Origin of the sequence: Lysobacter sp. Root604, assembly GCF_001427505.1 — a bacterium.
Classification (GTDB): Bacteria; Pseudomonadota; Gammaproteobacteria; order Xanthomonadales; family Xanthomonadaceae; genus Lysobacter.
This window is the reverse complement of the sequence record NZ_LMGS01000009.1, coordinates 1383202-1408835: the sequence shown is the minus strand read 5'-3', so window position 1 is coordinate 1408835 and position 25634 is coordinate 1383202. Positions and strand designations below refer to the sequence as shown.

Sequence of the window (25634 nt, the reverse complement as noted above, 5' to 3'; positions counted from 1 at the left end):
AGCCCGGTCACCGTCCCGGCGGGTACAGCGGCGGCAAGGGCGAGGCCAACGGCGCGGGGGCGGCACGCCAACGCGGGCCGGATGCGAACGCGGCGCGCAGTTGCGCGCGTGCGGCCGGGCCGTCGCCGCCGGCCCAACGCGCGCGCTGCATGGCCTGCAAGGCCGCGCGCTGGGCAGGATCGTCCAGGCGCTGGATCAGTTCGTCGACATCGGCCGCCGGCGGCTGCGCGAGCGCGCACAGCGCGGCCGCGACCTCGCCGAAATCGCCTCTGTCCAGGACCTGCTTGAGCGAGCCGCGTCGGCCCGAGCCAGGTATCGGCTGCGCGGCACCCTCCCCCGTGGCCGCGGGCAAGGCCGCCGCGCCGGTGCGCGCCGGCGCCGGATGCGCGCGCAACTGCAGCGCCCAGACCAGGGTCGCCAGCCACAGCGCCGCGAACACCAGCGCCGCCAGCGCCCACCAGCGCGCGGCCGGATCCTGGGCGATCGCCGCGATCGGCGAAGCGGTCGAAGCGGATTTGGCATCGGCGCCGGCCGGCGCCGGCAACGGCGCCGGGGTCGAACCGTCGGCGGCCGCGATCTTCCAGCTCAGCGCCGGCAGCTGCGTCGTGCGCGCGCTGCCGCTGCCCACGTCCCACCAAGCCAGGCGCAGTCCGTCCAGACGCGCATCGCCGGTGCGCGTGGGCACCAATGAGAACTTGCGCGTGAGCTTGACCCGCGGGCGGCCGTTGACGAAGTTCTCGTCCGACTGCAGCGGCTCGGCGAACACCTGCACGCCGTCGATCGGCGGCAGTTGCAGCTCCGGCAGCTGCGCGGCGGTGGCGCCGTCGGCGCTGACCTCGACGGTCAGGGTGGCGGCGCTGCCCGCGCGCAGGTCCTGCGGCGCGGATTGGTAGCGCAGTTGCAGATCGCGCAAGGGCAGCCAGGGCTGCGGCGCGTTGGCCGGCATCGCCCGCACCTGCAGGCGCTTGGCGGCGGCGGCGGTGCGCAGGCTGTCGCCGTTGCTGCCGAACATGTCCTCGAAGAAGCTGGGCGCGCCGCGGCCCTCGAAGCGCGCGCCCGGCACCGTCACTTCGCCGCTGCGTTCGGGCACCAGCAGGTAGCGGCGCTCGACCACGTTGTAGCGGCGCCCGCCGAGCTCGCGCGAATACTGGGCGTCGTCGCCGACGCGCTGGAACGAGGCCCCTTCCGGCGCCGGCTGATCGAGCTGGCCGGCCACGATCGGCACCGCCGAGTACAGCCGCACCACCCAGCCCACCGCCTGCTGCACATAGGGGTCGGCGTCGTCGGCCTCGCTCTCGATGAAGACATCGTCGCCCGCGCGCGCCGGCGCGCGCGCGGCCACCGGCGCGACCACCAGGGTCAGGGGCGAAGTGCGCTCGCCGCCCACGCTCAGCGCCGGCACGGTCAGGCGCCCGTCGCGGCGCGGGCGCAGCGCCACGCCGTACAGCGAGCGAGTCACGAACTGGCCGTTGCTGCGCTCGAAGGAACGCCGGCTGGTGTTGTTGCTGACTTCGAAGTCCTTGGCCAGCGGCGCGTAATCCGGGCCGGCGCCGCTGAGCGAGGTGGTCTCGATGTTGAGCGTGACCGTCTCGCCGGCGTTCATGCTGTCGCGATCCAGCCAGGCGCGCGGCTGCGCGATCGCGCCGAAACTGACGGCGCACAGCAGCAGCCACAGCGCGAACGCGGCGGCGGTGCGGACGTGGGCGGATGGCATGCGCGGCATCGCGGTCAATCTCCTTGCTCGCCCAGGACCTGGCGGCGTTCGTGCTCGATACGGAACTTCTCGCGCAGCAGCCCGCCCGGATCGTCGGGCACGCGCTTGAGCCAGGCTTCGTTGGCGACGCGGATCTCGCGCTGCTGCGGCGTTTCCTTGCCGCGCGCGCGCGCCTGCGCCGGCTGCTCGCCGCGCGGCTGTTGCTGCAGCGCGCGCTGCATGCGCTCGCGCTGCGCACGGTCGGCCTGCTCCTGGGCCTTGGCCGCGGCGGCCGGGTCCTGCTCGGGTTTGGAGGCGGACTCGTCGCGCTCGGGTTTCTGCTGGCCCGGCGCCGGCTTCTGCTGTTTCTGCTGGCCCTGCTGCGGATCCTGCTGCGGCTGCTGGGGCTGGCCCTTGCCGCCCTGCGAGGACTGGTTCTGCTTGGACTTGTCCTGCGACGGCGGCTTGCGCTTCATCGTCGCCTCGACCGCGCGCTTGTTGGCCAGGGCGTCGGGCATGCCCGGCTGCAGGCGCAAGGCGCGATCGTAGGCCGCGATCGCCTGCGGGTACTGCCCGGCCTTGGCCAGCGCGTTGCCGAGGTTGTAGTGCGCGTCGGCCGTGTCGGAACCGCGGAACAACTGCGCCGCGCGCGGGTAGTCGCCGCCGCGGTAGGCGCGGCTGCCTTCCTGCATGCGCTTGTGCTCGATCTGATCGGGGCGCTGCCACAGGTCGGCCGCGCGCGCCGGTTGCAGCGGCCACCATGCGCACAGCAGCAGCACCGCGAGCGCGCTGCCGCCACGGCGACGGAACGCGAACAGCGCGAGCAGCAGCAGCGGCGGCAACAGCCAATAGCCTTCGTCCTGCCAGATCCGACCTTTCTCGCCCTTGGCCGCGGTCGCGTCGGTGGGCTTGGGCTTGAGCACGCCCAGCGCCTGCAGATCCTCGTCGCCGCCGACCACAGCCGCATAGGCGCCGCCGCCGGCCGCGGCCAGATCGCGCAGCGAGCCGGGATCTAGTTTGACCCCGACGATGCTGCCGTCGCCGCGCCGGATCGCCGCGCCGGCGACGCTGCCCAGGCCGAGCGCGGATATGCGATAGCCCTCGCCCGCCGCCTCCGCCGCGGCCGCGCGCGTGCGCGCATCGCTGTGGTCGCTGAGCAGCAGGATGTCGCCGCGCTCGAAGCCGGCGCGACGCAGCAGCCGCGCCGACCAGGCGATCGCGCGATCGCCGCGTTGGCCGTCGACGGGCATCACATCGGGATTGAGCGCGTCCAGGAACAGCGCCACGTTGGCGACGTCGTCGGTCAGCGGAGCCACGGTGTAGGCGTCGCCGGCATAGACGACCAGGCCGACCTGACCGCCGTCGCGCTCGCGCAGCAGAGTCGCGATCTTGGCGCGCGCCTGGGCCAGGCGCGAAGGCGGCAGATCGGCGGCGAGCGCCGCGCTGGACAGGTCCAGCGCGATCACCAGCGGTGCCCGGCTTTGCCATAGCGCCTGTTCGGTCTGGCGCCAACTCGGGCCGGCCAGCGCGAGCACGGCCAGCACGCCGGCGAGCATCGCCAGCCACACGCCGTAGCGCGTGCGGCGGTCCTGCCCGGACTCGAGCAGGTGCGGCAACAGATGCGGATCGACCGCATCGCGCCAGGCGTTGGCGCGGCGTCGGCGCGCGCGCCACCACAACGCCAGCAGCGGCAGCGCCAGCAAGGCCCACAGCCAGTGCGGGCGCAGCAGATGCAAGTGCGAGAACGCGCTCGCCAAGCCGCTCGACCAGTCGCTCATGCGCGTCGCCTCCCCTGCAGCGCGAACGCCAGCAGCGCCAGCGCGAACGCGCCGGCGAGCGGCCAGGCGTAACGCTCGATGCGCGGACGCACGGCCTGGCCGGGACGCTGGATCGGCTCCAGGCGGTCGATCTCGGCGTAGATGCCGGCCAGCTCGGCGGTGTCGCGGGCGCGGAAGAAGCGGCCGCCGGTCTGCTTGGCGACCGCGCGCAAGGTGGTCTCGTCGATGTCGTCGCCAGCGCCCGGCATCGGCAACTTGATGCCGAACAGGGACAGCTCGCCGTCGCCGCCGAAGGCGATGGTGTGCACGCGCACCTGATCGGCCGAGGCGAGTTCGGCGGCCTTCTTGGGTTCGATCGCGCCGGCGGTGTTGACGCCGTCGGTGAGCAGGATCAGCACGCGCTGCTCGGCCGGCTGCGTGCGCAGGCGCTTGACCGCCAGCGCGATCGCATCGCCGATCGCGGTCTCCTGGCCGGCCAGGCCGACCACGCTGTCGGCGAGTTGGTCGCGCACGGTCGCCCGGTCCAGGGTCAGCGGCGCCAAGGCGTAGGCGCGCCGGCCGAACACCAGCAGGCCGACGCGGTCGCCGACGCGTCGGTCGAGGAAATCCGACAGCACGGCCTTGGCCGCGGTCAGGCGGTCCACCGGTTGCCCGCCCAGTTCCATGTCCGGCTCGCGCATGCTGCCCGACAGGTCCAGCGCCAGCATCAGGTCGCGTCCCACTTGCGGCGGTTGCACGGCGTCGCCGAGTTGTTGCGGGCGCGCGGCGGCTATGCACAGCAGGACCCACGCCGCCCACATCAGCCAGCCCGGGCCGCGCCCGCGCAGGCCGTGGCCGCCGACCGCGGCGACCGCGTCCAGGCGCTCTCCGAACGGCACCTTCAAGGCCGCCGAGCCATCGCGCGCCGCCGGCAGCCACCAGCGCGCCAGCAACGGCAGCGGCAAGGCGAGCAGCCACCACGGCCACGCGAACACATCGCGCGCATCGCTCAGGGCGCGCATCAGCGCGTCCATCAGCGCACGCCCATCAGTTCGAGGAAACGCGCGCGTACCGGCTCGCGCAGCGCTTCCACATGCAGGGGATCGACGTCGCGGCGGAAACCGCCGTCCAGCAGCAGCCGGCCCGCGGCCTCGACGAATTGCGGCGACTTCGCGCCGCGGTCGAGGAAAGCCAGCCAGTCCTCGCCCTGCAGACGATCGGCCGCGCCGTCGCGCCGGCGCGCGGCCCGGCGCAGCAGTTCCGACATCGCCGCGACCTGCGCCGCCGGCGAGGCCGCGGCCGCGATCGCGTCGTCGAACAAACGCTCGGCCGTGCGCCGCTTGCGCTGGCGGCGCGCGCGCAGGAACCACACCGCAGCGGCGATCAGCGCCACCGCGATGAACACCATCCACCAGCCCGGCGCCGGCGGCCACCACGAGGGCGTCGCGCTGTCGTGCACATCGCGCAGCAGCAGGGTCGGATCGGCCATCACGCCACCAGCGGCCGCGCCCGGCCCAGCAAAGGCAACCAGGACTCGCTGGGCGCGTCGGTGGACAAGGCCTGCGCGCGCACGCCGCGCAGCGGCAGGTTTTCCAGCGCCGCCGCAACCGGCGCGACGAACTCCTGGGCCCAGCGCTGGCGTTGCGCGGGCACGCCCAGATCCAGTTGGATCCGGCGTTCGCCGCTGCGGAAGGCCAAGGCCGACGACGGCGGCGCGTGTTCCAGAGGATCGGTCAACAACAGCACGATCACTTCGTGGTGCTGGGCCAACGCCGGCCAGCGCCGCTCCGGCACCAGCGCCAGGCTGCGCGGATCGGCCAGCACCACCAGCCGCGACCCCGGCCGCAGCAGGCGCTCGGCGTGATCCAGCGCGACCGCGAGCCCGGCGTCGTCTTCGGGCGGGCGCGCGTACCAGCGCACCAGCGCGTCCAGCGCGCGCAGGGCGCCGCGCGGCCCCGAGGCCGGCGGCACCGGCGCCTCGCGCAGGCTGCCGCGCAAAGCCGCGATGCGGTCGCCGTCGCGCGCCGCGGCCCAGGCGGCGATCGCCCCCGCGCGCGCGGCCTGCACCGACTTGAAGCGCACGCGGGTGCCGAAGTACAGCGCCGGCGCAGTGTCGGCGACGATCAGGCTCAGGCGTTCGCGCTCGGCCTGGAACAATTTGGTATGGGCGCGCCCGGTGCGTGCGGTCAGGCGCCAATCGATGTGGCGGGCGTCGTCGCCGTTGGAATACTCGCGCGACTCGGCGTACTCCATGCCGCGCCCGCGCAGGGGCGACAGCGCATGCCCGCTCACGCCGTGGCGGCCCAGGCGCGCGTTGCGGCGGCCGCCGACGGCGGCGCGCAAGGCGACCAGCTCGGCCAGGCTGGGGACGATGCCGTCGCTCATGCGTCGCCCCGCAGGGCTCGATCGCGAATCACGAACGCGCGCTCCCGACCATCAGGGCAGCGGCACGCGCTGCAGCAGCTCGGCGACCAGACGATCGCCGTCCCAGCCTTCGGCGGTGGCCTCGTAGCTGGGCAGGATGCGATGGCGCAGGACCTCGGGCGCGATCGCGCGCACGTCGTCCGGGGTTACGTAGTCGCGGCCGGCCAGCCAGGCGTGCGCGCGTGCGCAGCGCTCCAGCGCGATCGAGCCGCGCGGGCTCGCGCCCCAGGCGATCCGGCGCGCGAGCGCGCCGTCGTAGCGCGCGGCGTCGCGCGAGGCCAGCACCAGTTCGATCAGATAACGCTCCACCGCCGGCGCCACGTGCAGCGACAGCACCGCCGCGCGCGCGGCGAACACGTCGGTCAGCGGCATCCGGTTTTCGATCGGCGCCGTCGCCCGCAGCGAATCGCGCGCGCGCTCGCGCGCCAGGCGCAGGATCTCGGCTTCCGCCGCGGCTTCCGGGTAGCCGATGCGCACGTGCATCAGGAAGCGGTCGAGCTGGGCTTCGGGCAGGGGAAAGGTGCCTTCCTGCTCGATCGGATTCTGGGTCGCCATCACCAGGAACAGCGAGGGCAGCGCGTAGGTCGCGCGCCCGACCGTGACCTGGCGCTCGCCCATCGCCTCCAGCAAGGCCGATTGGACCTTGGCCGGGGCGCGGTTGATCTCGTCGGCGAGCAGAATGGGATGGAAGATCGGCCCGGGCTGAAATTCGAAGCGGCCGTCCTGCGGGCGCCAGACCTCGGTGCCGGTGAGATCGGCCGGCAGCAGGTCGGGAGTGAACTGGACGCGCGCGAAGTCGGCCTCCAGGCGCGCCGCCAGCGCGCGCACCGCACTGGTCTTGGCCAGACCGGGCGCGCCCTCGACCAGCAGATGGCCGTCGGCGAGCAGGGCGATCAGCAGGCGTTCGATCAACGCCGCCTGGCCGACGATCTCGGCCGCGAGCGCCTCGCGCAGGCCGCGGAAGGCGTCGTGCAGGCGCGCCAATTCGGCGTCGGGGAGGACGGGCGTACGGTCCGGCGCAGGGCCGGCGAGGCTTTCGGGGGTATCCATCGAGGGTCCGACGCGGGGCGAAGTCCGATTTTGACCGAACTTGGCGGCCCGGGTTCACCCAACCGATGGCACGTTCAGTTCCCGGCCGTCCGCCCGGCCCCATAAACGCGAAGAGGGCCCGTAGGCCCTCTCGCGTATTTCGGCTGCGGCGGCGGGCGCTTAGCGCTGCGCGACCTTGAGCACCTTCGGGGTGACGAAGATCAGCAGCTCGGCCTTTTCCTTGGAACGGCCCTTCTTCTTGAACAGGTTGCCCAGGAAGGGGATGTCGCCCAGGAACGGCACCTTGGTGATGTCGCTGCGGTCGCGGAACTCGTACACGCCGCCGATCACCACGGTCTGACCGTCTTCGACCAGCACGGCGGTGTTGACCGCGCGCTTGGCGATGATCGGCACCTGACCGATCGAGGTGTTGAGCTGGCCGTCGACCTCGTCCTTCTTGACCGCCATGTTCAGGAACACGCGGCCGTCGTTGGTGATGGTCGGGGTGACCTTGAGCTCCAGCAGCACGTCCTTGAACTGGACGTTCGGGATCGGCGTGTTGTTGCCGCCCTGCTGCGGAGAGATCGTCACGTAACCCACTTCCTGGCCCTGGCTGATCACCGCTTCGCGCTGGTTGCTGGTGACCACGCGCGGGTTGGAGATGACTTCGCCGCGGCCTTCTTCCTGGATCGCCGACAGCTCGATGTCGAGCAGGTAGCCGGCGTTGAGGATCGACAGCGCCAGCGAACCGGCCGGGTTGTCGACGCCCAGGTTGGTCATCAGACCGCGAGTGATCGCGCCCAGGGTGCGCACCGGCGGGGTGCCGACCGAGCCGCCGTTGAGCCAGTCGCGGAAGGCGTTGGCGTAGGCGGTATCGGCGGCGACCTGCGAGTTGCGGGTCGCGGTGTTGGCGTCGAGGTTGCCGCTGAAGTAGGAATTGTCCTTGTTGCCGCTGATGCCGAACTTGGCGCCGAGCTCGCGCGAGACCGATTCGGTCGCGATCACGATGCGGGCCTCGATCACGACCTGGTCGACCGGGCGATCGATCACCCGAACCAGCTCGCGCATCTGCTGAACCTTCTTCGGGATGTCGCTGATCATCAGCGTGTTGGTGCGCTCGTCGGCGACCAGGCGGCCGCGCTGCGAGAGGAAGCCGTTCTCGTTGTTGCTTTGACCGCCGCTACCGCCACCGGAGTTGCCGACGCCCTTGGCCTCGGTCAGCGCTTTGAAGATCGCACCGGCGTTGTGATAGTTGACCTGAATGTATTCGGTGACCAGATCGACGCGGTTGTCGAGCGCGATGCGCGCGTCTTCCTTGTCCTGCTCGTACTTGGCGACCTCGGCCTGCGGCGCGATCCACACCACGTTGCCGCTGCGGCGCTTATCCAGGCCCTTGGCCTGCAGGACGATGTCCAGGGCCTGGTCCCAGGGCACGTTGACCAGGCGCAGGGTGACGTTGCCCTGGACCGTGTCGGCGGCGACCACGTTGAGATTGGACTCCTCGGCGATCAACTGCAGCACGGTGCGCACCGGCACGTCCTGGAAGTTGAAGGTCACCGGGCGGCCGCTGTAGCCGCGCTTGCTGGCATCGGTGGTGCTGCTGATGGTGCTGGCGCCGACCGCACGGCTGGACGCCGCGGCCGCCGACTTGGGCACGATCTCGACGATGTACTCGCGACCGGTCTGGTAGGCCAGCGACTCGAAACCGCCGTTGGTGTTGAGCACCAGCTGGGTGCCGTTGCCGCTGGCGCGCGCGTCGATGCGCTGCACCGGGGTGGCGAAGTCGGTGACGTTGAGCGGTCGCTGCAGCGCGGCCGGCAACTGGGCGTTGCCGACGTTGATGATCACGCTCGAGCCCTGGTTGCGCAGGTCGGGCGCGGCACCGTCGCCGCTGAACTTCAGGATCAGCTTGCCGGAGCCGCCTTCGCCGCGCTTGAAATCGATGTTCGCGACCGAGATCGCGCCCGGCAGCTGCTTGGCCGGGTCGAGGCTGTGCGCGGGAGCGACCACGGGCGCGGCGGGAGCCGCGACCGGTGCCGCGGCTTCGGACGCCGGCGTCGCGGCGTGCGCGGCGCTGAGTCCCGCGAGCAGGCCGACCACCAGGCCGGCGCTACGCGTGCTGAAAGCCAAGGGGCGCCGGGCCGGCCGCGAGCATTTGGCGTTGAATACGGTCATCGTGCTATCCCCCAATCAATTGTCTTCTAACGCCACGGTGGCTGGACGTTCCAGCCAACCACCCGCGCCATCCGGCACCAGTTCCACCAGCTCGATCCGGTCTTCGGACACGCTGGTCACCCGGCCGTCGTTCTGGCCCATGTACGCGCCCGGCCGTACCCGATAGGTCACCTTGTCGGGCGCCATCACCAGGGCGATCACCCCAGGACCGCGGCCGAGCGTGCCGACCATGTCGAGACTGTCGAGCGGGAACTGCTCCAAGGTCTGCTTGCGACGCGTCGAGTCCGGACGCGGGCCGCTGCCGCCGCCCTGGTCGGTGAACGCGTTGCTGAACGGATCGCGCAGCGTCTGCGCGGCGTATTCGAAGGTTTCGAACTGCTGCATCACCGGCAGCGGGTCCAGCGGCGGCGCCGGACGCGCCTTGACCTCGGCGATCCACTTTTCCAGGTTCGGCGCGTCGCCCGGCGTGCTGGTGATGCCGCGCGAGCAGGCCGTGGCCGCCAGCAGCATCGTCGCCGCGATCAGGAGACGGCCGCGAGCGCCCGCGTTGAATGTCGTACGCATCAGCCGCCCTCCTTCTTATCGCCAGTGGGCGCGGCAGGCGCGGCCGCGGCATTCGGATCGCCGTTGGCCTTTTCCTGCGCCGACACTTCTTCTTCGTCCAGGTAACGGTAGGTCTTGACCGTGCCGGCCAGTTCCAGAGGGCTGTTGGGCGTGATCACCGCGGTCTTGTCGCCGGCCGCGGCGCCGCGCGGACGCAGCGAGATGTCGTGCATGGTCATGATGACCACGCGCGGCAGCGAGGCCACGCCACTGACGAAAGCGCCGAACTGGTGGTAGGTGCCCACCATGCGCAATGCGATCGGCTTCTCGGCGTAGAAGTCCTTGGGTTGCTCCGGGCCGGGCTGGAACAGCTCGTTGGTGATGCCGGTGGCCAGCGCGGTCTGGGAAATGTCGACGATCAGGTCGGGCATTTCGGTCTTGCTCGGCAGCTGGCGCAGCATCTGCTGCAACTGCTGCTCCATCTGCACCAGTTGCTGCTTCAGCGGTTCCAGGTTGGCGGCGCGGCCCTGCTTGGTTTCGAACTCGGCGCGCAGGTCGTTCTCGGTGCGTTCCAGCCCTTCGAGCTGGGTGCGCTTGTCGCTGACGAACAGGTACCAGGCGAGGCCCACGATCACCAGGCCGATGATCACGCAAAAGCCGATTTTGGCCTGCTGCGGCCACGACCCCATGTTGTTGAAGTCGAGGTCCTTGAGCGACATCTTCTTCTGGCTCACGATTCGGCCCCCTTGTTGTTGCCTGCGGCCGGAGCCGCTGCGGGCTGTTCCTGGACCGGCGTCGGGACGCCGCCCGGAGCGTTGCTCGGAGCCGGTGCGGCGGCGGGCGCGGCGGCCGGGCTTGCCGGAGCCACCGGAGCGATCGCCGCCGGTGCAGCGGCGCCGGCCGGAGCATTCGCGGCAGGCGCCGCGGCGGCGGGCGTCGCGGCCGGAGCGGTCGCGTTGGCCGCGGCGGCGTCGGCCGTCGCGGCGTCGGCGCCAGCGGCCGGAGCATCGGGCTGGCCGTCGCCGTTCTCGTCCTTGGGCGCGTTCGGGTTAGCCAGCTTGACCTGCAACTTGAACTCGTACGGCAGGCCCTTGTCGGTGCCCTTGGCCTCGATGATCGACAGGTCCGGATTGGTCATCCAGCCCGAGCCTTCGAGGTTGCGCATATAGGTACTGACGCGGGCGTTGGACTGCGCGCGGCCTTCCAGGGTCAGGGTGTCCGAATCCTGCTTGATCGCGGTCAGCACCGCGCCATCGGGGATCGTGCGCACCAGCGAATCGAACAAGTGGACCATCTGCGAACGGTTCGACTGCAACTGCTCGATCACTTCCTTGCGCGCCAGCAGCTTCGACTTCTTCTTGTCGAGCTCCTCGATCTCCTTGATCTGCTTGTCGACCTCGGTGATGCGGTCCTTGAGGTAGTTGTTGCGGTTGTTCTGACCGTCGATCTGGCCGTTGTAGAACATGACGATCAGCGCGGACAGAACCAGGGCGCCGAAGACGGCCGCCACGATCATGGTGACGAACTCTTTCTGCCGCTGTTTACGGCGTTCGGCTCGCCACGGGAGAAGATTGATGCGTGCCATCAGTCGAAGCTCCTCAGGGCGAGGCCGCACGCGATCATCAACGCCGGCGCGTCCTGCGCTAGCGCGTGCGCCTGCACGCGCGGACCGAGCGTCATGTGCGCCAGCGGATTGGCGATGATGGTGGGCACGCCCAACTGCTCCTCGACCATCTCGGCGATGCCAGGAATCGAGGCGCAGCCGCCGGCGAGCACAATCTGGTCCACGCGGTTGAACTCGCTACCGGCGTAGAAGAACTGCAGCAGGCGGCTGACCTGCTGCACCATCGCTTCCTTGAAGGGCTCCAGCACTTCGGCCGAATAGCTCTCGGGCAGGCCGCCCTGGCGCTTGGCCAGGCCCGCTTCCTCGTAGCTCAGACCGTAGCGGCGCATCACCTCGTCGGTGAGCTGCTTGCCGCCGAACACCTGCTCGCGGCTGTAGAGGCTGCGGCCGTTGCGCAGCACGTTGAGCGTGGTCATGGTCGCGCCTGAGTCGATCAGGGCGACGATGCCGTCGCGCGGCGTGCTGAGATGATCGGCGATCAGCGCGAACGCGTTCTCGACCGCGAAGGCCTCGACGTCCATGACCCGGGGGGTCAGGCCGCCGATCTCCAGCGCCGAGGCGCGCACTTCGACGTTCTCCGAGCGCGAGGCGGCCAGCAGCACCTGGATCATGTCCGGGCTGTTGGGCATCGGGCCTAGGACCTCGAAGTCGTGATTCACTTCCTCGATCGGATACGGCACGTAGTTCACCGCCTCCAATTCGACCTGGGACTCGAGTTCCTCGCCGTCCAGGTCGCCCGGCATCGGGATCACCTTGGTGATCACCGAGGACCCGGCCACCGCCGCGGCGGCGTGCTTGGCCCGGGTCCCGGACCTCGCGACCGCGCGCTTGATCGCTTCGCCCACGGCCTCGACCTCGACGATGTTCTTCTCGACGACGGCGTTCGGCGGCAGCGGCTCGACGGCGTAATGCTCGACCCGGTAGCGGTTGCCGGCTCGGGAGAGCTGCAACAGCTTCACTGCGGTCGAACTGATATCCACGCCGACGAGGGCCGGCTGGCTTTTTGTGATGACGCCCACTGTTTTCTCCCCATGCCACAAGCGCTTACGCGCACTTCGTGTGGCCCCGCCTTAGATAACGGACTTTTCACAGGCTGGCAACCATTTCTTTCAGGAATGCCAACCTAGACCGCCTTTTTTGCGTAACGGCCTTAGCGGAAATCACCGGCCGCCTGCCCCCTGGGGCGGTCCGTGTCCCCGCTCCTCTATACTCCACGGCCACTACAACCCGCAATCGGAACCCGCTTCGATGCCCCGTCTTCGCCGCCTTCTGCGCTGGGCGCTGTATGCGTTCGCCGGCCTGACCCTGCTTGGGGTGATCGCCGCCGGCACCCTGTATTACCTGATCGCCCCCAAGCTGCCGGACGTGGAGACCCTGCGCACCATCGAGCTGCAGGAGCCGATGTACGTCTACGCCGCCGACGGCCGCCTGATGGCCATGTTCGGCGAGACCCGCCGCTACCCGGTGGCGATCGAGGACGTGCCGCTGCGGCTCAAGCAGGCCTTCATCTCGATCGAGGACGCCCGCTTCTATAAGCACCACGGCATCGACTACAAGGGCATCGGGCGCGCCGTCTGGCTGCTCGCGACCACCGACGACAAGCGCGTCCCGGGCGGCTCCACCATCACCCAGCAGGTCGCGCGCCAGTACTTCCTGAGCTCGGAATACAGCTACAAGCGCAAGCTCGGCGAAATGCTGCTGGCCATGCGCATGGAGCGCGAGCTGAGCAAGGACGAGATCTTCGAGCTGTACTTGAACAAGAGCTTCTTCGGCAACCGCGCCTACGGCGTCGGCGCCGCCGCCGAGTTCTACTACGGCAAGAAGATGAGCGAGCTTGCGCTCGACGAAATGGCCTCCCTGGCCGGCATTCCCAAGTTCCCCTCCAGCGGCAATCCGCTGAGCAACCCCGAGCGCGCCAAGGAACGCCGCGACTACATCCTCGACCGCATGGCCGAACTCAAGTACATCAGCGCCGCCGAGGCCGCCCAGGCCAAGACGGTGCCGATGCACGCCACCCCGCACGAGCGCCCGGTCGAGGTCTACGCGCCCTACGTGGCCGAAATGGTCCGCCAGCAGATGATCGAGCGCTACGGCGCCGAGGCCCTGACCAAGGGCTACCACGTCACCACCACCATCGACCCGACCCTGCAGGTCGCGGCCGACAAGGCGGTGCGCGACGGCCTCAAGGTCTACGACCGCCGCCACGGCTGGCACGGGGTCGAGCAGCACTTCGACCTGGCCGCCAACGAGGACGCGGCCACCGCCAAGCAGCGCCTGCGCTCGATTCCGGCCCAGGCCGGCCTGCTGCCCGCGATCGTGCTCGGCAACGAGGGCGGCGGCGCGCGCCTGGCCCTGGCCGACGGCAGCGAAGTGACGCTGGCGCCCAACCAGGGCTGGGGCGGCCGCAGCCCGGGCAGCCTGGTCAAGCGCGGCGACCTGGTCCGGATCGAGCGGATCGAACCGCCGGCGCCCAAACCCGACCCCAAGAACCCCGACGCCGTGGTCGCGGCGGCCCCGCCCGTGGTCGGCGCGCCGCTGGGCTACCGCCTGGAGCAGCTGCCGCAGGCGCAGGCCGCGCTGGTCTCGCTGGAACCGTCCAACGGTGCCCTGCGCGCCCTGTCCGGCGGTTTCAGCTTCGCCGGCGCCAAGTTCAACCGCGCCACCCAGGCCCGCCGCCAGCCCGGCTCCAGCTTCAAGCCCTTCGTCTACGCGGCCTCGTTCGAACGCGGCTACAACCCGGCTTCGATCGTGCTCGACGCCCCGGTGGTGTTCCGCGACCGTCGCGGCCATATCTGGCGCCCGCAGAACGACGGCGGCAACTTCGCCGGCCCGATGCGCGTGCGCGAAGCCATGGTGCAGTCGCGCAACCTGGTCTCGGTGCGCCTGCTCGACGCCATGGGCGTCGACTTCGCGCGCAAGTACATCGCCAACTTCGGCTTCGACATCGAACAGCTGCCGCCCAACCTGTCGATGTCGCTGGGCACCGCCTCGCTGACCCCGTTGTCGGTCGCCCGCGGCTACGCCACCTTCGCCAACGGCGGCTTTCGCATCACGCCCTGGTTCATCGACGAGATCAAGGACCGCGCCGGCGCGGTGGTGTTCAAGGAAAAGCCGCCGACCGCCTGCCCGGAATGCGGCGGCCGCGGCCCCGGCACCAGCGTGCGCTCTAGCACCGTGGTCGACGGCTTCAACTTCGGCCCCGAAGGCGAGGCCAAGCCCGATCCCAAGGCCAGCGCCAAGGCCTCCGAGCCGGCCAAGCCCGCGGCCAAGCCGCCGGCGGACCTGGTGATGGCGCCGCGCGCGATCGACGACCGCATCGCCTACCAGATCGTGTCGATGCTGCGCGACGTGGTCCTGCGCGGCACCGGTACCGCGGCCAAGGTGCTCGGCCGCGAGGACATCGGCGGCAAGACCGGCTCCACCAACGACCACCGCGACGCCTGGTTCTCCGGCTTCGGCGGCCCGCTGGTGACCACGGTCTGGGTCGGCCGCGACAACTACAAGTCGCTGGGTTACCGCGAATACGGCGGCAAGGCCGCGCTGCCGATCTGGATCGACTACATGCGCGCCGCGCTCAAGGACAAGCCGATCGCCCCCAACGAACCGCCGCAGGGCATGGTCAAGGTCTCGGTCGGCGCCAACGGCGCGCTGATGCCGGACGGCGGCGGCGGCATCACCGAATGGGTCAAGGCCGAGGACCTGGACAAGATGCAGTCCTACGTCGACTACGGCCCGGCGGAAGCCGCGCCGTCGGAAGAGTCCTTCGACATCTTCTGAGCCCGATCCGCAACGGACGCCCGCCCCGACGCGGGCGTCCACCGTTCCAGCGCCAATGTGATTAGCAAAACCACATCGGCGTGATAGCGTTGAACCGCCGGCACGCGTCGCCGGCCGCGGCGAGTCCCCTCGCCGACGCCGTGCCCGCCGCGGAGGTCGTCATGCCACATCACGCCCGTCAGCACGCACAGCAGCACGCCGAAACCCGCACCCGCGAACGCCGCCACCGCCTAGCCCACGAGGCCGCGCGGCTGATGGCCGAGGGCGGCATCCGCGACTACCACCAGGCCAAGCTCAAAGCCGCCGAGCGCCTGGGCATCTTCGACGACGCCTCGCTGCCGCGTAATCGCGAGATCGAGGACGCGCTGCGCGAGTACCAGCGTCTGTTCCAGCGCGACAACGCGACCGGCCTGCGCCAGCGCCGCGAAGCCGCGCTGCGCGCGATGGAGTTTTTCGCCGCGTTCGAACCGCGCCTGGTCGGCCCGGTCCTGGACGGCACCGCCGACGCGCGCAGCCCGGTCGCCCTGCAGCTGTACAGCGACGACGCCGACGCCGCCCCTCGCTTCCTCGACCAGCACGGCATCCCGGCCGAAGCGCGCAGCCGTCGCCTGCGCCTGGATCGCGAACGCAGCGACGACTTCCCGGTCTGGATCTTCAGCGCCGAAGATCTGAGCTTCGACCTGACCGTGCTGCCGCTGGACGTGCTGCGCCAGGCCCCGCTGTCGGGTGTGTACGAGAAGCCGATGAAGCGCGCCTCGGCCGCCCAGCTGCGACAGTTGCTGGCGGACGAGGAGATCGCGGATTACGAGGGGTTGAGGCAGGAGTGAGCGTGGAGGAGTGAGCAGCGAGCGGGCGCGATGGTGCGGTTCGCCCGCGCGCCCCGCGCACCCGCTCGTCTTCCCCCTTTGAAAAAGGGGGATTGAAGGGGATTTGCTTTGCCGTGAGATGCGGAGACGCAACATCGATGCCTGCCGCCGAGGACGCGCGACTACGTCGGCGCTCCAACTGCGCGCTGAAGTCACTGGATCCCCGCCTTCGCGGGGATGACGGCAAAAAAGGCCGGGCTATGGCGTTAACGCTGTTGCCGTTGCCGTTGCCGCGGCATTGAAGTCCAAAAGCACCGCACTCACACAGACACCCGTAGACCCGAAGGGCGGCGCGCAGGACGCGCGCCGTTTTTCGAATGGACAGGGACGTCCATTCGAAACATCCCCGCGCCAGCTCCGAACCCGCAGGGGAGGTTTGGTCACGCTAGCCCTTCTCTTTGGTTACTTTTGACCGAAGGGAATCCAGACGGACTCCTGGGCTAGCAAGAGAAAGTGACCCATGCGCGCAGCGCGCGGAAGCCTTTGACTTCCGTGAAGAACAGACGCAAAGCAAAGCAACAGCAAATCCTCCCCAGCCCTCCTTTTCCAAAGGAGGGAGCCCAAGGCGAGGCAAAAGCGAGTCCTCGCCCATCCTGCTATCGCCATACCCCGAAACGAAAACGCCCCGCACTAGGCGGGGCGTTTCGTATGCGCTGCGATGCGGCTTCAGCGCTTGTCGCTGGCCACATAATCGCGCACGCCATGACCGGTATAGATCTGACGCGGACGCCCGATCTTGTTCTCCGGATCGTTCTGCTGCTCCAGCCAATGCGACACCCAGCCGGCGGTGCGCGCGATCGCGAACATCACCGTGAACATCTCGACCGGAATACCCAGCGCCTTGTAGATGATGCCGGAATAGAAGTCGACGTTCGGATAGAGCTTGCGCTGCACGAAGTATTCGTCCTGCAACGCCGCCTCTTCCAGCTTCATCGCCACTTCCAGCAGCGGATCGTTGACGCCCAGCGCGCCCAGCACGTCGTGGGTCATCTTGCGCACCAGCGCCGCGCGCGGGTCGTAGTTCTTGTAGACGCGGTGGCCGAAGCCCATCAGGCGGAAGCCCGATTCCTTGTCCTTGGCCTTGTCGACCGCGGCCTTGACGTTCTCCGGGCGGCCGATCTCATTGAGCATCTTGAGCACGGCCTCGTTGGCGCCGCCGTGCGCCGGCCCCCACAGCGCCGCGACGCCGGAGGCGACGCTGACGTAGGGGTTGGCGCCGGTCGAACCGACCAGGCGCACGGTCGAGGTCGACGCGTTCTGCTCGTGGTCGGCGTGCAGGATGAACAGCAGGTCCATGGCCTTGGCTGCGACCGGATTGAGCTCCAGCGGCTCGCTCGGCACTTCGAACAGCATGTGCAGAAAGCGCGTGGTGTAGTCCAGGCTGTTCTTCGGATAGCGGATCGGCCAGCCGATCGAATAGCGATGGCAGGCGGCGGCGATCGTCGGCACCTTGGCGATCAGACGGATCGCGGCCAGGCGGCGCTGCTCCGGATCTTCCAGGTCGAGTTCGTTGTGGTAGAAGCTCGCCATCGAGCCGAGCATGCCGACCAGCATCGCCATCGGGTGGGCGTCGTGGCGGAAGCCGTACAGGAAGGTGCGGAAGGCCTCGTGCATCATCGTGTGATGCGTGACCTCGTGCTCGAACTTGCTGAATTCGTTGGCCGTCGGCAGTTCGCCGTTCATCAGCAGATAGGCGACTTCGAGGAAGTTCGACTTCTCGGCGAGCTGCTCGATCGGGTAGCCGCGGTACAGCAGCACGCCCTCGTCGCCGTCGATGTAGGTGATCGCCGACTTGCAGCTGGCGGTCGCGGTGAAGCCCGGGTCGTAGGTGAACAGACCGGTTTCCTTCGGCACCTTGGCGATGTCGATGCAGGAGGCACCGAGCACCGGGTGCTGGACCGGCAGGGTCACGCTCTTGTCGCCAGCGGCCAGGGTGACCTGGTCGAAGCCGGGTTTATTCGGGACAGCTTTCTCAGCAGCGGTTTTTTCAGGGGCGGACTTATCAGTACCGGACACGAACAGCTCCTCATGTCTGCGCCGCGCAGGGATGGCCGCGGGCGAGGTGGGGACAGGGAATCGCGGACTCGCCGCGTGCCTGAATTATCGCACACCGGCATGGAGCACCGGCTCTGACTTTGGTCGCGGGGACGGGCCGGGCTGTTCCGCCGGCGGGGTCGATCGCGGCGCGGGCCGGCGCGCGGAATTCGTCAGCGGGCGCCCGTCCGGCGCCGCCGGCGACGGCCGCGAACGCGGGCGATGCGGCGGCCATGAGACGGGGCCGGCGACCGACGCGGCCCAAACGCAAACGGCCGCCCAGAGGGCAGCCGTTGTGCGCGAAACCTGGCGACGCGATTACTTCTGCGCGTAGCGCTTGCGGAACTTGTCGACGCGACCGCTGGTGTCCATGATCTTGTGCTTGCCCGTGTAGAACGGGTGCGAGGCCGAGGAGATATCGACCTTGATCAGCGGGTACTCGGTGCCGTCGACCTTGACCGTTTCCTTGCTCGACAGGGTCGAACGGGTCACGATCTGGAAATCGGTGGTGACGTCCTGGAAAACGACGTCGCGGTACTCGGGATGGATACCTGCCTTCATGGCACTCACAAATTGATGCGGGAAAGAGCGGCATTATAGCCGCCCCTCCGCGGCCGAGGCAAGCCCCGGTCTAAACAGCCGCCAGCGCCCCCCGGATCAGGCCCTGGAAGCGTTCCTGGTCGTAGCGCATCAGGATCGCGACCCGGGCCGGGGCCCCGCCCTCCCCGCGCCAGTCCACGATGGTGGCGCCGCGGCCGTGCTGGCCCTCCAGCTCGATCGCCAGGGCCCGGTCCAACACCTCCAGCGCGCCCTCCGGCTCCAGCGCGAACGCCATCGCCAGGGCGTCGGCGGCATGCCAGTGGGCGCCGCGGCGGTCGGCCGACCACAGCCGGGTCTTCTCCGAGATGCGCTCGTAGAAGCGCGCGCGATCGCTGTCGGCCTGCAGCCACTGGACCACGTCGTCGTGCAGGAAACCGTGCGCGATCACCGCCTCCCAATCGGCCAGCTCGATGCGCTCAAAGGCCTCGAACACGATGTGCGCGGCCTCCGGATCGAAGTAGATATTGAACTCGGCGGCCGGGGTGATGTTGCCGCGGCAAGTGACCGCGCCGCCCATGACCACGAAGCGCGCGACGCGCTCGGGCAGGGTCGGGTCCAGCTTGAGCGCCAGCGCGATGTTGGTCAGCGGCCCCAGCGCGACCAGCAGCAGCTTGCCGGCGTGCTCGTGCGACAGGCGCAGGATCGCCAGCGCGGCGTGCTCGGCCTCGACCTGGCGGCGCGCGGGTTCGTAGCCGACATCGCCGAAGCCGTCCTGGCCGTGCACGTAGCCCGCGTCCGGCGAGGGATGCAGCAGCGGCGCGGCGGCGCCGGCGAACACCGGCACCTCGACGCCGGCGACCTCGCACAGCTTCAGCGCGTTGGCGACGGTGTGCTTGAGGCCGACGTTGCCGGCGGCGATGGTCAGGCCGACCAGCTCATGGCGCGGATCGTTGAACGCCATCAGCAGCGCCAGCGCGTCGTCCACGCCCGGGTCGGTATCGATTAGCAAGGGAATGCGGTCGGTCATGTAGCCACTCTTTCGACATTGACGGCCGGATCGGCCGGGATGGCGTGCAGCGCGCCTTCGTAGCGCAGCAGTTCGCCGAGGGGAAACAGGGAGAAGGCGACCGCGAAGCGATAGCGGTCGCCGTCCTCGATGCGTTTGTAGGCGTCGGTGCGCGGGAACAGGAAGCGCGGCAGCGGCAGGCCGCGCAGGGCGACCGAACGCAGGCGCCAGCGCCAGCCGCCGTCGGCCAGGTCCACGCCCAGGCGCAGGCGGGCCGGGCCGGTGTGTTCCAGCCAGTGTCCGTCGGGGTAATGACCGACCGGACGGAATGTCGACACGAGCTCGCTGCCGTCGTCGAAACGGCGGCGCCAGTGCATGGCCTGGCCGTCGTGGACGATGCGCACCTGGAAGCCGCGACGCGGGCGATCCAGGGGAATGCCCAGGCGTCGCGCCAGGCGCCGTCCCAGGCGCCCGGCCAGGCCGCTGCCGGTGGAGATCGCGACTTCGCCGCTCAGGCTGCCGCCGCTGCGATGCAGCGCTTGCAGCAGCGGGTGCAGCCGCTCGAAAGCCGGGCCGAACCATTGCGTGGCCGCGTTGTGAGGGGCTCCCGGCATCCGGGGGGTGCGCTCCTGGCGGCGGGACACTATAGCCAGAGTTTTGCGGGTTTGTGTGTTGAGGGTGTGGGAGGGGACCTGGATGCTCGAGACGAGGTCACGGATCTCGGGATGCTCGCTTGCGCCGGGCCCTCACCCCAACCCCTCTCCCGCTGGCGGGAGAGGGCCCAGAACCGAGCGGGATGCAGAGACTCTGCAGTCCCTACTCCCGCTTGCGGCGACCGCAGGAGGTGTGGTGCCCGCAGGGCGGATATGGGGCGAGCGGCTGCGAGGCTCCGGCCCCACACCGCCTCGTCGCTACGCTAGGGCGAGCCCTGCGGAAACCGCGACAGCCAGTACCGCGTACGCCGCAGATAGCGATCCGGCGTCAGCGGCGCATAGTCGAAATAGCGCCCATCGCGGTCGGCCGCGCGCGCCGGTTCCAACTGCGTGCCTTCGTGCCATTCGTTGAAGGACGTGATCGACACCCAGCGGGCGCCGCTGTCCACGGCCGCGCCGAACATCGCGTCGTAATAGGCGCCGCCGTCGCGGCCACGCTCATTGGCGCGGTTCCAGGGCCGCACGCGCCGGTCGCTGTAGCCCGGCCCCACCGAGGGGATGAAACGCAGCCCGTGCGCATCCGCCCAGCGCTGCAGTTGCGGCCAGTGTTCCGGCGTGGCGCCCCAGGTGAAGCCGCGGCTGGCGAAATAGGTATAGACGCCGTCGAAGCCGGAGTCGAGGAAGAACCGGCCCTCGTCGGCGTTCACCCACAGTCCGATCACGTCGGCGTCGTAGACGCCGCCGCGCAAGGATTCGCCGCCGTCCGCGCGCAGCAGGCGCGCCCAGTCGGAGGCCGGCAATTGATAAGAATCGTAGACGAAGAACAGCGGCCGGCCGTTATCGGGATCGCGGTAGAACGCGGGGTGCCCGCCGTAGTCGTCGATCGCGGCGACGAACTGCGCGCGCGCCGCGCCGATATCGGGGCGCGAGCCGGGCTCGATCTGGAAACAGATGCGCAGGCCATGCCGCTCGGCGGCATCGAACAGCGCCGGCAGGCTGCGCGCGCTCGGGTCCTGGCGGCCCAGCCAGGTCACCGCGACGATGCCGATGCCGGCCTGCGCGATCATCGCCATGTGACGCTCGGCCAGCGCCGGGTCGGCGCTGCTGTACTCGCCCAGCGCGGGGTAGAAGTCGGCGGCGATGTCGCCGCCGCCCGGAATGTCCGGCGCGCCCGCGTCCTCGGCGCGCAGCTTCAGCACCGGATGCGACCAATGCAGGCGCGCGCCGTCGCGCTCGGGGTTGCCGTACCAGTTGTAGTAGAAAACGATCGCGCGCGGATGGAGCGCGACGGCCGGCGGCGTGCGTGGCGGCGTGGCGGCACAGGCCGCCAGCCACAGCGCGCACAGCGCCAGCGCCGCGCGCAGCCTCACTGCGACTTGGCCGCCGGCAGGCGCAGCGGATGCGCTTCGGTATTGAAGGTCACCTGCTCGAAGTCCAGCGTCTGCGCCGGCGCGAACAGCAGGTAGTAGTACTTGAAGGTCTCGGCGAACAGGAAGCTCTCCATCGAGTCGTCCTGCTGCTTGCTGGTCACGTCCTTGAGCGCGGCGTAGCCGGCCTCGGTGCGACAGTGGCGCACGAAGTCGTCGAAGAACTCGCGCCCCATCGCGCGGTACTTGGGATCGCCGGTCAGCACATGCAGGTAATAGGCCGACTCGACGATCTCCGGCCGCAGCGCGTAGCCGGGAGACGCGACCTGCATCTTGGCGTAGTCCAGCGACTCGGGTTCGATGCCGTGCAGGCGCCACATCTTCAAGCCCGAATCCTGCAGGCGCTGGGCGCGATCCAGATCGCCGCCCAAGGCCAGCAGCGCCGGCATGAACGCGTCCAGCGCGCCGTAGCGCGTGGCCATGCGCTTGCCGGTGACCATGTCGGCGTGGCCGTACCACAGCTCGCGCTCGCGCACTTCGTCGGCCAGGTGCGCATTGACCGCGACGATGCTCTGATCCCACATCGCCTTGCATTCCTGGTCGCCGAACAAACGCCAGCACTTGTACAGGTACTCGTAATAGGAATCGATGCCGCCGCCGATGTGCGAGCCGGTATCGGTCCAACGGCCGCTCTCCACGTCGATCCAGGACCCGACCAGGCCGGTCTTGGGGTCGCGCCGTTTATAGGTCTCCACCAACGCGCGCTTGGCCCGCTCGTAGTACACCGGCTTGCCGGTGAGCTTGGACAGCATGCCGAACTCGATCAGCAGGGTGCCGGTCTCGGCCGGGTTGCTGACCTTGCCGCGGGTCTTGCCGGTGCGCAGATTGACGTGGGTGTAAGGCAGGCCGGTGGGCGAGTCGAACGCCGGCAGCAGGCGCGTGCCCAAGTCGTCGGCGAGCTTGAGCAGGCGCTCGTCGCCCGTGGCTTGATAGCCCGACAACAGGCCGCCGAGCAGGCGGATGGTGACCTCGAAGTTCTGCACGACCATGTCGCGGTCGAAGTTCAGCTGGGTCGCGATCAGCTCGCGCGCCTCGTCGGCTTCGCTCTTCAGGCCCATCAGCAGCAGAGTGTCCAGCGCGTCCACCGGCGTCATCAGCAGCGAGTGCGGGTACCAGTCGTGACCGCTCTTGCTCAGCGGTTTGAGCGCGTCGCGGCCCCAGGCGTAGCGCTTGTAACCCTGCCAGGCATGACGGGTCTCGGCCTTCACGCGTTCGGCCATGCGCGCGGCCTCAGCCACGTCGGCGCTTTGCGCGGGTGCCGCGGCGGGTGGCTGGGCGGCGGGCGCCGTAGCGACATCGCTAGCGGGGCGGGCGCAGCCGGCGATCAGGACAGCGGCGATAAGGCAGGCGAGCGTGCGTGGAGTCATCAGGGTCACCAAGGTCGGTTGGGGCCGCGCCCATACCGGCGCGCGGCGCGGGAAAACGGAAGCCGGACTTAGGGGGCGCCCAGCCAGCGCAGCCGCAGCGCCTGGCGCAGACGCGCGAGGTCGGCATCGGCGCGCACGCGCAGCTGCACGGTTTCGCCGGGCAGCAGGGTCAAGGCGTTATCGGACAATTCGGCGTCGAGGCCGTCGAACTCGATCCACAGCCCGCGCGCGAGGCGCTCGGTCTGCAGCGTCAATACCGCGGCCTTGCCGTCGCGACGCCACTGCGTGCGCAACTGCGGATCGCTCAGCGCCAGCGCCTCGGCTTCGTCGAAATAGATCACACGGCGCGATACCGGCTCGCCTTGAGCCTGCAGCTCGAACACCGCCGCGGTACGGCGCTGGTCGGCGCCGCGCAGCAGTTCGGCATCGCTCCAGGCGCCCGCGGCGGTGACGGCCAGCGGCGTCAGCGCGACCTCGCCCTGCGCACGCCAATGTTCGCGGGCGTCGAAATCGATCACGCGCAGCGTCCATCGCGCCGGCAGGGCCTGGGTGCGGTCCGACAGCAGGCTCAGCGTGGTGCGCCCGTCCTTGCGCAGCGCCGCCGCCGCGACCGGGGCGAAGAAGCGGCGTGCGTGGAAGTGCAAAGCCTTCCAACGGCCGTAATAGTCCAGGCTGGACCAGGACGCGCCCGGCCAGACGTCGTTGAGCTGCCAGTACAGCGAGCCCATGGTGTGCGGCCGGCTGGCGCGGTGGTGCAACGCGGCCAGCTCGATGCCCTCGGCCTGCATGACCTGGCTGAGGTAGACGAACTGGGCGAAATCGCGCGGCTCGCCGTAGCCGGCGCGAATGTAGTGCAGCAGGCGCTCGTTGCCGGCGCCGGCGAGGAACTTCTGGTGGGCGCGGATCACCGGCGTATCGATACCCTGCTCCGCCGCGCTGGCGAAGGCGTCGACGGTGCGCAGCGACGGCCAGGCCTGCAGGCCGAACTCGGACATGAAACGCGGGGTTTCGTCCAAGTAGGCGGCGATCGGTTTGGAGCCGGCCCACACGTCCCAGTAATGCTTGTCGCCCTTGGACGAATCGTTGGCCTTCTCGTCCAGATCGTTGCCGGGCGAACTGGACCAGTACGGCAGATCGCCGGCCTCCTGCGCGACCACCTCGCGCAGGTCGCGTCCGAACAGCTGCACGTAGCCGTCCCAGACCGTCTGCGCGAAAGCAGGATCGGACTCCATCAGCTTGCGGCGATGGCCCCAATCCTTCCAGGCCGTCTCCTCTTCGTTGTTGCCGCACCACAGCACGATGCTGGGATGGCGGCGCAGGCGTCGGACCTGGTCGCGCGCCTCGGCCACGGCATTGGCGCGGAAAGCCGGATCGAAGCCCGGCTGCATGCCGCCGCCGTACATGAAGTCCTGCCACACCATCAGGCCGAGCTCGTCGGCCAGGTCGAAGAACGCATCGCTTTCGTAATAGCCGCCGCCCCAGTTACGCAGCATGTTCATGTTGGCCGCGCGCGCGTCCTCCAGGGTCTTGCGCAAACGTTCGCGCGGCACCCGCGCGGGAAACATGTCGAACGGGATCGCGTTGGCGCCCTTGGCGAAGATCTCGATGCCATTGACCGCGAACGCGAAGCCCTGCCCCTCCGCGTCGCGCGGCCGGCGCAGCTCGACCCGGCGCAGGCCGGTGCGCTGCTGCGCCTGGGCGCGCTGGCCGTCCGCGTCGAGCAGACGCGCGCGGAAGGTGTACAGCGCCTGCTCGCCGTAGCCGAACGGGTACCAGCGACGCGGCCGCTCGATCCGCACCGGCACATTCAACGTTTGCGCGCCGGCTTGCAGTTGCACGGTCTGGCGCAGCGCGCGCGCGCGGCGGCCGTCGGGGTCCAGCCAGTCCAGCTCCAGGGTCGCGCTGCCGGCGGCGTCGGCGCGCACTTGCACCTGCGCGCGCAGCTCGGCGACATCGGCATCGACGCGCAGCTGACGCAGGTGCAGTTCGTCGATACGCGGGCCGTCCCAGCTCTCCAGCTTCACGTCGCGCCATACGCCAGCGGTGACGTAGCGCGGGCCCCAGTCCCAGCCGTAGTGGTAGCCGGGCTTGCGCGCGAAGTTGCCGGTCATCGCCTCCTTGGGCTCGTCGCCGTAGGGCGAGGGGTAGTTGCCGGCGATCTTGTGCGGCATCGCCTCCACGCGCGGCAGCAGACGCCGGATCGGCGAATGCAGCACCACCCGCAGCTCGTTACCGCGCGCGCGCAACTTGCCGGCCACCGGCAGCCGCCAGTTCCGGAAAGCGTTGTCGGCCGACAGCAGCGCCTCGCCGTTGAGGTAGACGTCGGCGTAGGTATCCAGGCCCTCGAATACCAGCTCGGCATGAGACTTGCGCAGTGTCGCCTCGCTCAGATCGAAGCGGCTGCGGTATTCCCAGGCGCCCAGGCCTATCCATTGCAGCTGCGCTTCCGGCGCGCCGACATAGGGATCGGGTATCAGCCCCTGGGCGAGCAGGTCGGTATGCACGTGACCGGGCACGCGCGCGGCGCGCCACTGCGTCGCGGGCGCATGCTCGCGCGCCTGCGGGTCGTCCGGCAGCAAGCGGAACTCCCAGCCCTGATGCAGGTAGCGCACCTGGGGCTGCGCCGCCGGCGCGGCCGTGGCGAACAGCACCGCCACGGCGATCGATACGACCGCCGCGCAGCCTCGCCATCCCCGCCAGAGCTTGGCCGGCCGCATCT

Annotated in this window: 20 protein-coding genes; 2 read left to right on the top strand and 18 right to left on the bottom strand. The window is 69.8% G+C overall.

All coding sequences use genetic code 11. The annotated features are described in order from the left end of the window. Window positions 1-7: 7 nt before the first annotated feature. From ASD69_RS14530 to ASD69_RS14480, 11 genes are all read right to left on the bottom strand, one after another. Window positions 8-1714, bottom strand: a complete 1707-nt coding sequence (locus ASD69_RS14530) for a BatD family protein (protein ID WP_056179988.1) — start codon at window positions 1712-1714, stop codon at window positions 8-10. 14 nt (window positions 1715-1728) lie between these two features. Next, entirely contained in the window at window positions 1729-3471 is a 1743-nt protein-coding gene (locus tag ASD69_RS14525; RefSeq protein WP_056179334.1) for a VWA domain-containing protein, read from the bottom strand. Next, window positions 3468-4484, bottom strand: coding sequence for a VWA domain-containing protein (locus ASD69_RS14520; RefSeq protein WP_056179332.1), 1017 nt, complete (start codon window positions 4482-4484; stop codon window positions 3468-3470). The genes ASD69_RS14525 and ASD69_RS14520 overlap by 4 nt, the downstream gene beginning before the upstream one ends. Next, window positions 4484-4939: a DUF4381 domain-containing protein gene (locus ASD69_RS14515; protein ID WP_056179329.1), complete on the bottom strand. Its 456-nt coding sequence runs from the start codon at window positions 4937-4939 to the stop codon at window positions 4484-4486. The genes ASD69_RS14520 and ASD69_RS14515 overlap by 1 nt, the downstream gene beginning before the upstream one ends. Next, entirely contained in the window at window positions 4939-5835 is an 897-nt protein-coding gene (locus ASD69_RS14510) for a DUF58 domain-containing protein (protein WP_056179326.1), read from the bottom strand. Before ASD69_RS14510 ends, ASD69_RS14515 begins: the two co-directional genes overlap by 1 nt. 51 nt (window positions 5836-5886) lie before the next feature. Continuing rightward, a complete protein-coding gene (locus tag ASD69_RS14505; RefSeq protein ID WP_082576491.1) occupies window positions 5887-6924 on the bottom strand; it encodes a MoxR family ATPase in 1038 nt (345 codons plus the stop codon). Between the two features lie 159 nt (window positions 6925-7083). Next, window positions 7084-9078, bottom strand: coding sequence for a type IV pilus secretin PilQ family protein (locus tag ASD69_RS14500; protein ID WP_056179323.1), 1995 nt, complete (start codon window positions 9076-9078; stop codon window positions 7084-7086). Window positions 9079-9093: 15 nt separating this feature from the next. After that, window positions 9094-9588, bottom strand: coding sequence for a pilus assembly protein PilP (locus ASD69_RS14495; protein WP_056179320.1), 495 nt, complete (start codon window positions 9586-9588; stop codon window positions 9094-9096). Window positions 9589-9641: 53 nt separating this feature from the next. Further along, window positions 9642-10355 carry a type 4a pilus biogenesis protein PilO gene (gene pilO, locus ASD69_RS14490; RefSeq protein WP_056179314.1) on the bottom strand — a complete coding sequence of 238 codons (714 nt, stop codon included), beginning with the start codon at window positions 10353-10355 and terminating at the stop codon, window positions 9642-9644. Continuing rightward, window positions 10352-11206, bottom strand: a complete 855-nt coding sequence (locus ASD69_RS14485) for a PilN domain-containing protein (protein ID WP_056179309.1) — start codon at window positions 11204-11206, stop codon at window positions 10352-10354. The genes pilO and ASD69_RS14485 overlap by 4 nt, the downstream gene beginning before the upstream one ends. Further along, window positions 11206-12264 carry a pilus assembly protein PilM gene (locus ASD69_RS14480; protein WP_056179307.1) on the bottom strand — a complete coding sequence of 353 codons (1059 nt, stop codon included), beginning with the start codon at window positions 12262-12264 and terminating at the stop codon, window positions 11206-11208. The genes ASD69_RS14485 and ASD69_RS14480 overlap by 1 nt, the downstream gene beginning before the upstream one ends. A gap of 229 nt (window positions 12265-12493) precedes the next feature. On the opposite strand from ASD69_RS14480, the gene ASD69_RS14475 reads away from it, so the two are divergent. Both ASD69_RS14475 and ASD69_RS14470 read left to right on the top strand, forming a co-directional pair. Then, window positions 12494-15022 carry a penicillin-binding protein 1A gene (locus tag ASD69_RS14475; RefSeq protein WP_056179304.1) on the top strand — a complete coding sequence of 843 codons (2529 nt, stop codon included), beginning with the start codon at window positions 12494-12496 and terminating at the stop codon, window positions 15020-15022. A gap of 161 nt (window positions 15023-15183) precedes the next feature. Then, window positions 15184-15849, top strand: a complete 666-nt coding sequence (locus ASD69_RS14470) for a hypothetical protein (RefSeq protein WP_056179984.1) — start codon at window positions 15184-15186, stop codon at window positions 15847-15849. 705 nt (window positions 15850-16554) lie between these two features. Here ASD69_RS14470 and ASD69_RS14465 read toward each other — a convergent pair. The 7 genes from ASD69_RS14465 to ASD69_RS14435 form a co-directional block, all read right to left on the bottom strand. Beyond that, window positions 16555-17820, bottom strand: coding sequence for a citrate synthase (locus ASD69_RS14465; RefSeq protein WP_056179981.1), 1266 nt, complete (start codon window positions 17818-17820; stop codon window positions 16555-16557). A gap of 420 nt (window positions 17821-18240) precedes the next feature. Further along, window positions 18241-18483, bottom strand: a complete 243-nt coding sequence (locus tag ASD69_RS14460) for a type B 50S ribosomal protein L31 (RefSeq protein WP_055903860.1) — start codon at window positions 18481-18483, stop codon at window positions 18241-18243. 70 nt (window positions 18484-18553) lie between these two features. Beyond that, window positions 18554-19489 carry a nucleoside hydrolase gene (locus ASD69_RS14455; protein ID WP_056179301.1) on the bottom strand — a complete coding sequence of 312 codons (936 nt, stop codon included), beginning with the start codon at window positions 19487-19489 and terminating at the stop codon, window positions 18554-18556. Next, window positions 19486-20082, bottom strand: coding sequence for a DUF4166 domain-containing protein (locus tag ASD69_RS14450; protein WP_056179297.1), 597 nt, complete (start codon window positions 20080-20082; stop codon window positions 19486-19488). Before ASD69_RS14450 ends, ASD69_RS14455 begins: the two co-directional genes overlap by 4 nt. Window positions 20083-20384: 302 nt before the next feature. Further along, window positions 20385-21491, bottom strand: a complete 1107-nt coding sequence (locus tag ASD69_RS14445; protein WP_200943997.1) for a glycoside hydrolase family 99 protein — start codon at window positions 21489-21491, stop codon at window positions 20385-20387. Then, a complete protein-coding gene (locus ASD69_RS14440; protein WP_235567220.1) occupies window positions 21488-22768 on the bottom strand; it encodes a glycoside hydrolase family 47 protein in 1281 nt (426 codons plus the stop codon). Before ASD69_RS14440 ends, ASD69_RS14445 begins: the two co-directional genes overlap by 4 nt. Before the next feature lie 215 nt (window positions 22769-22983). Continuing rightward, window positions 22984-25632 carry a glycoside hydrolase family 2 protein gene (locus ASD69_RS14435; protein ID WP_056179292.1) on the bottom strand — a complete coding sequence of 883 codons (2649 nt, stop codon included), beginning with the start codon at window positions 25630-25632 and terminating at the stop codon, window positions 22984-22986. Window positions 25633-25634 lie beyond the last annotated feature (2 nt).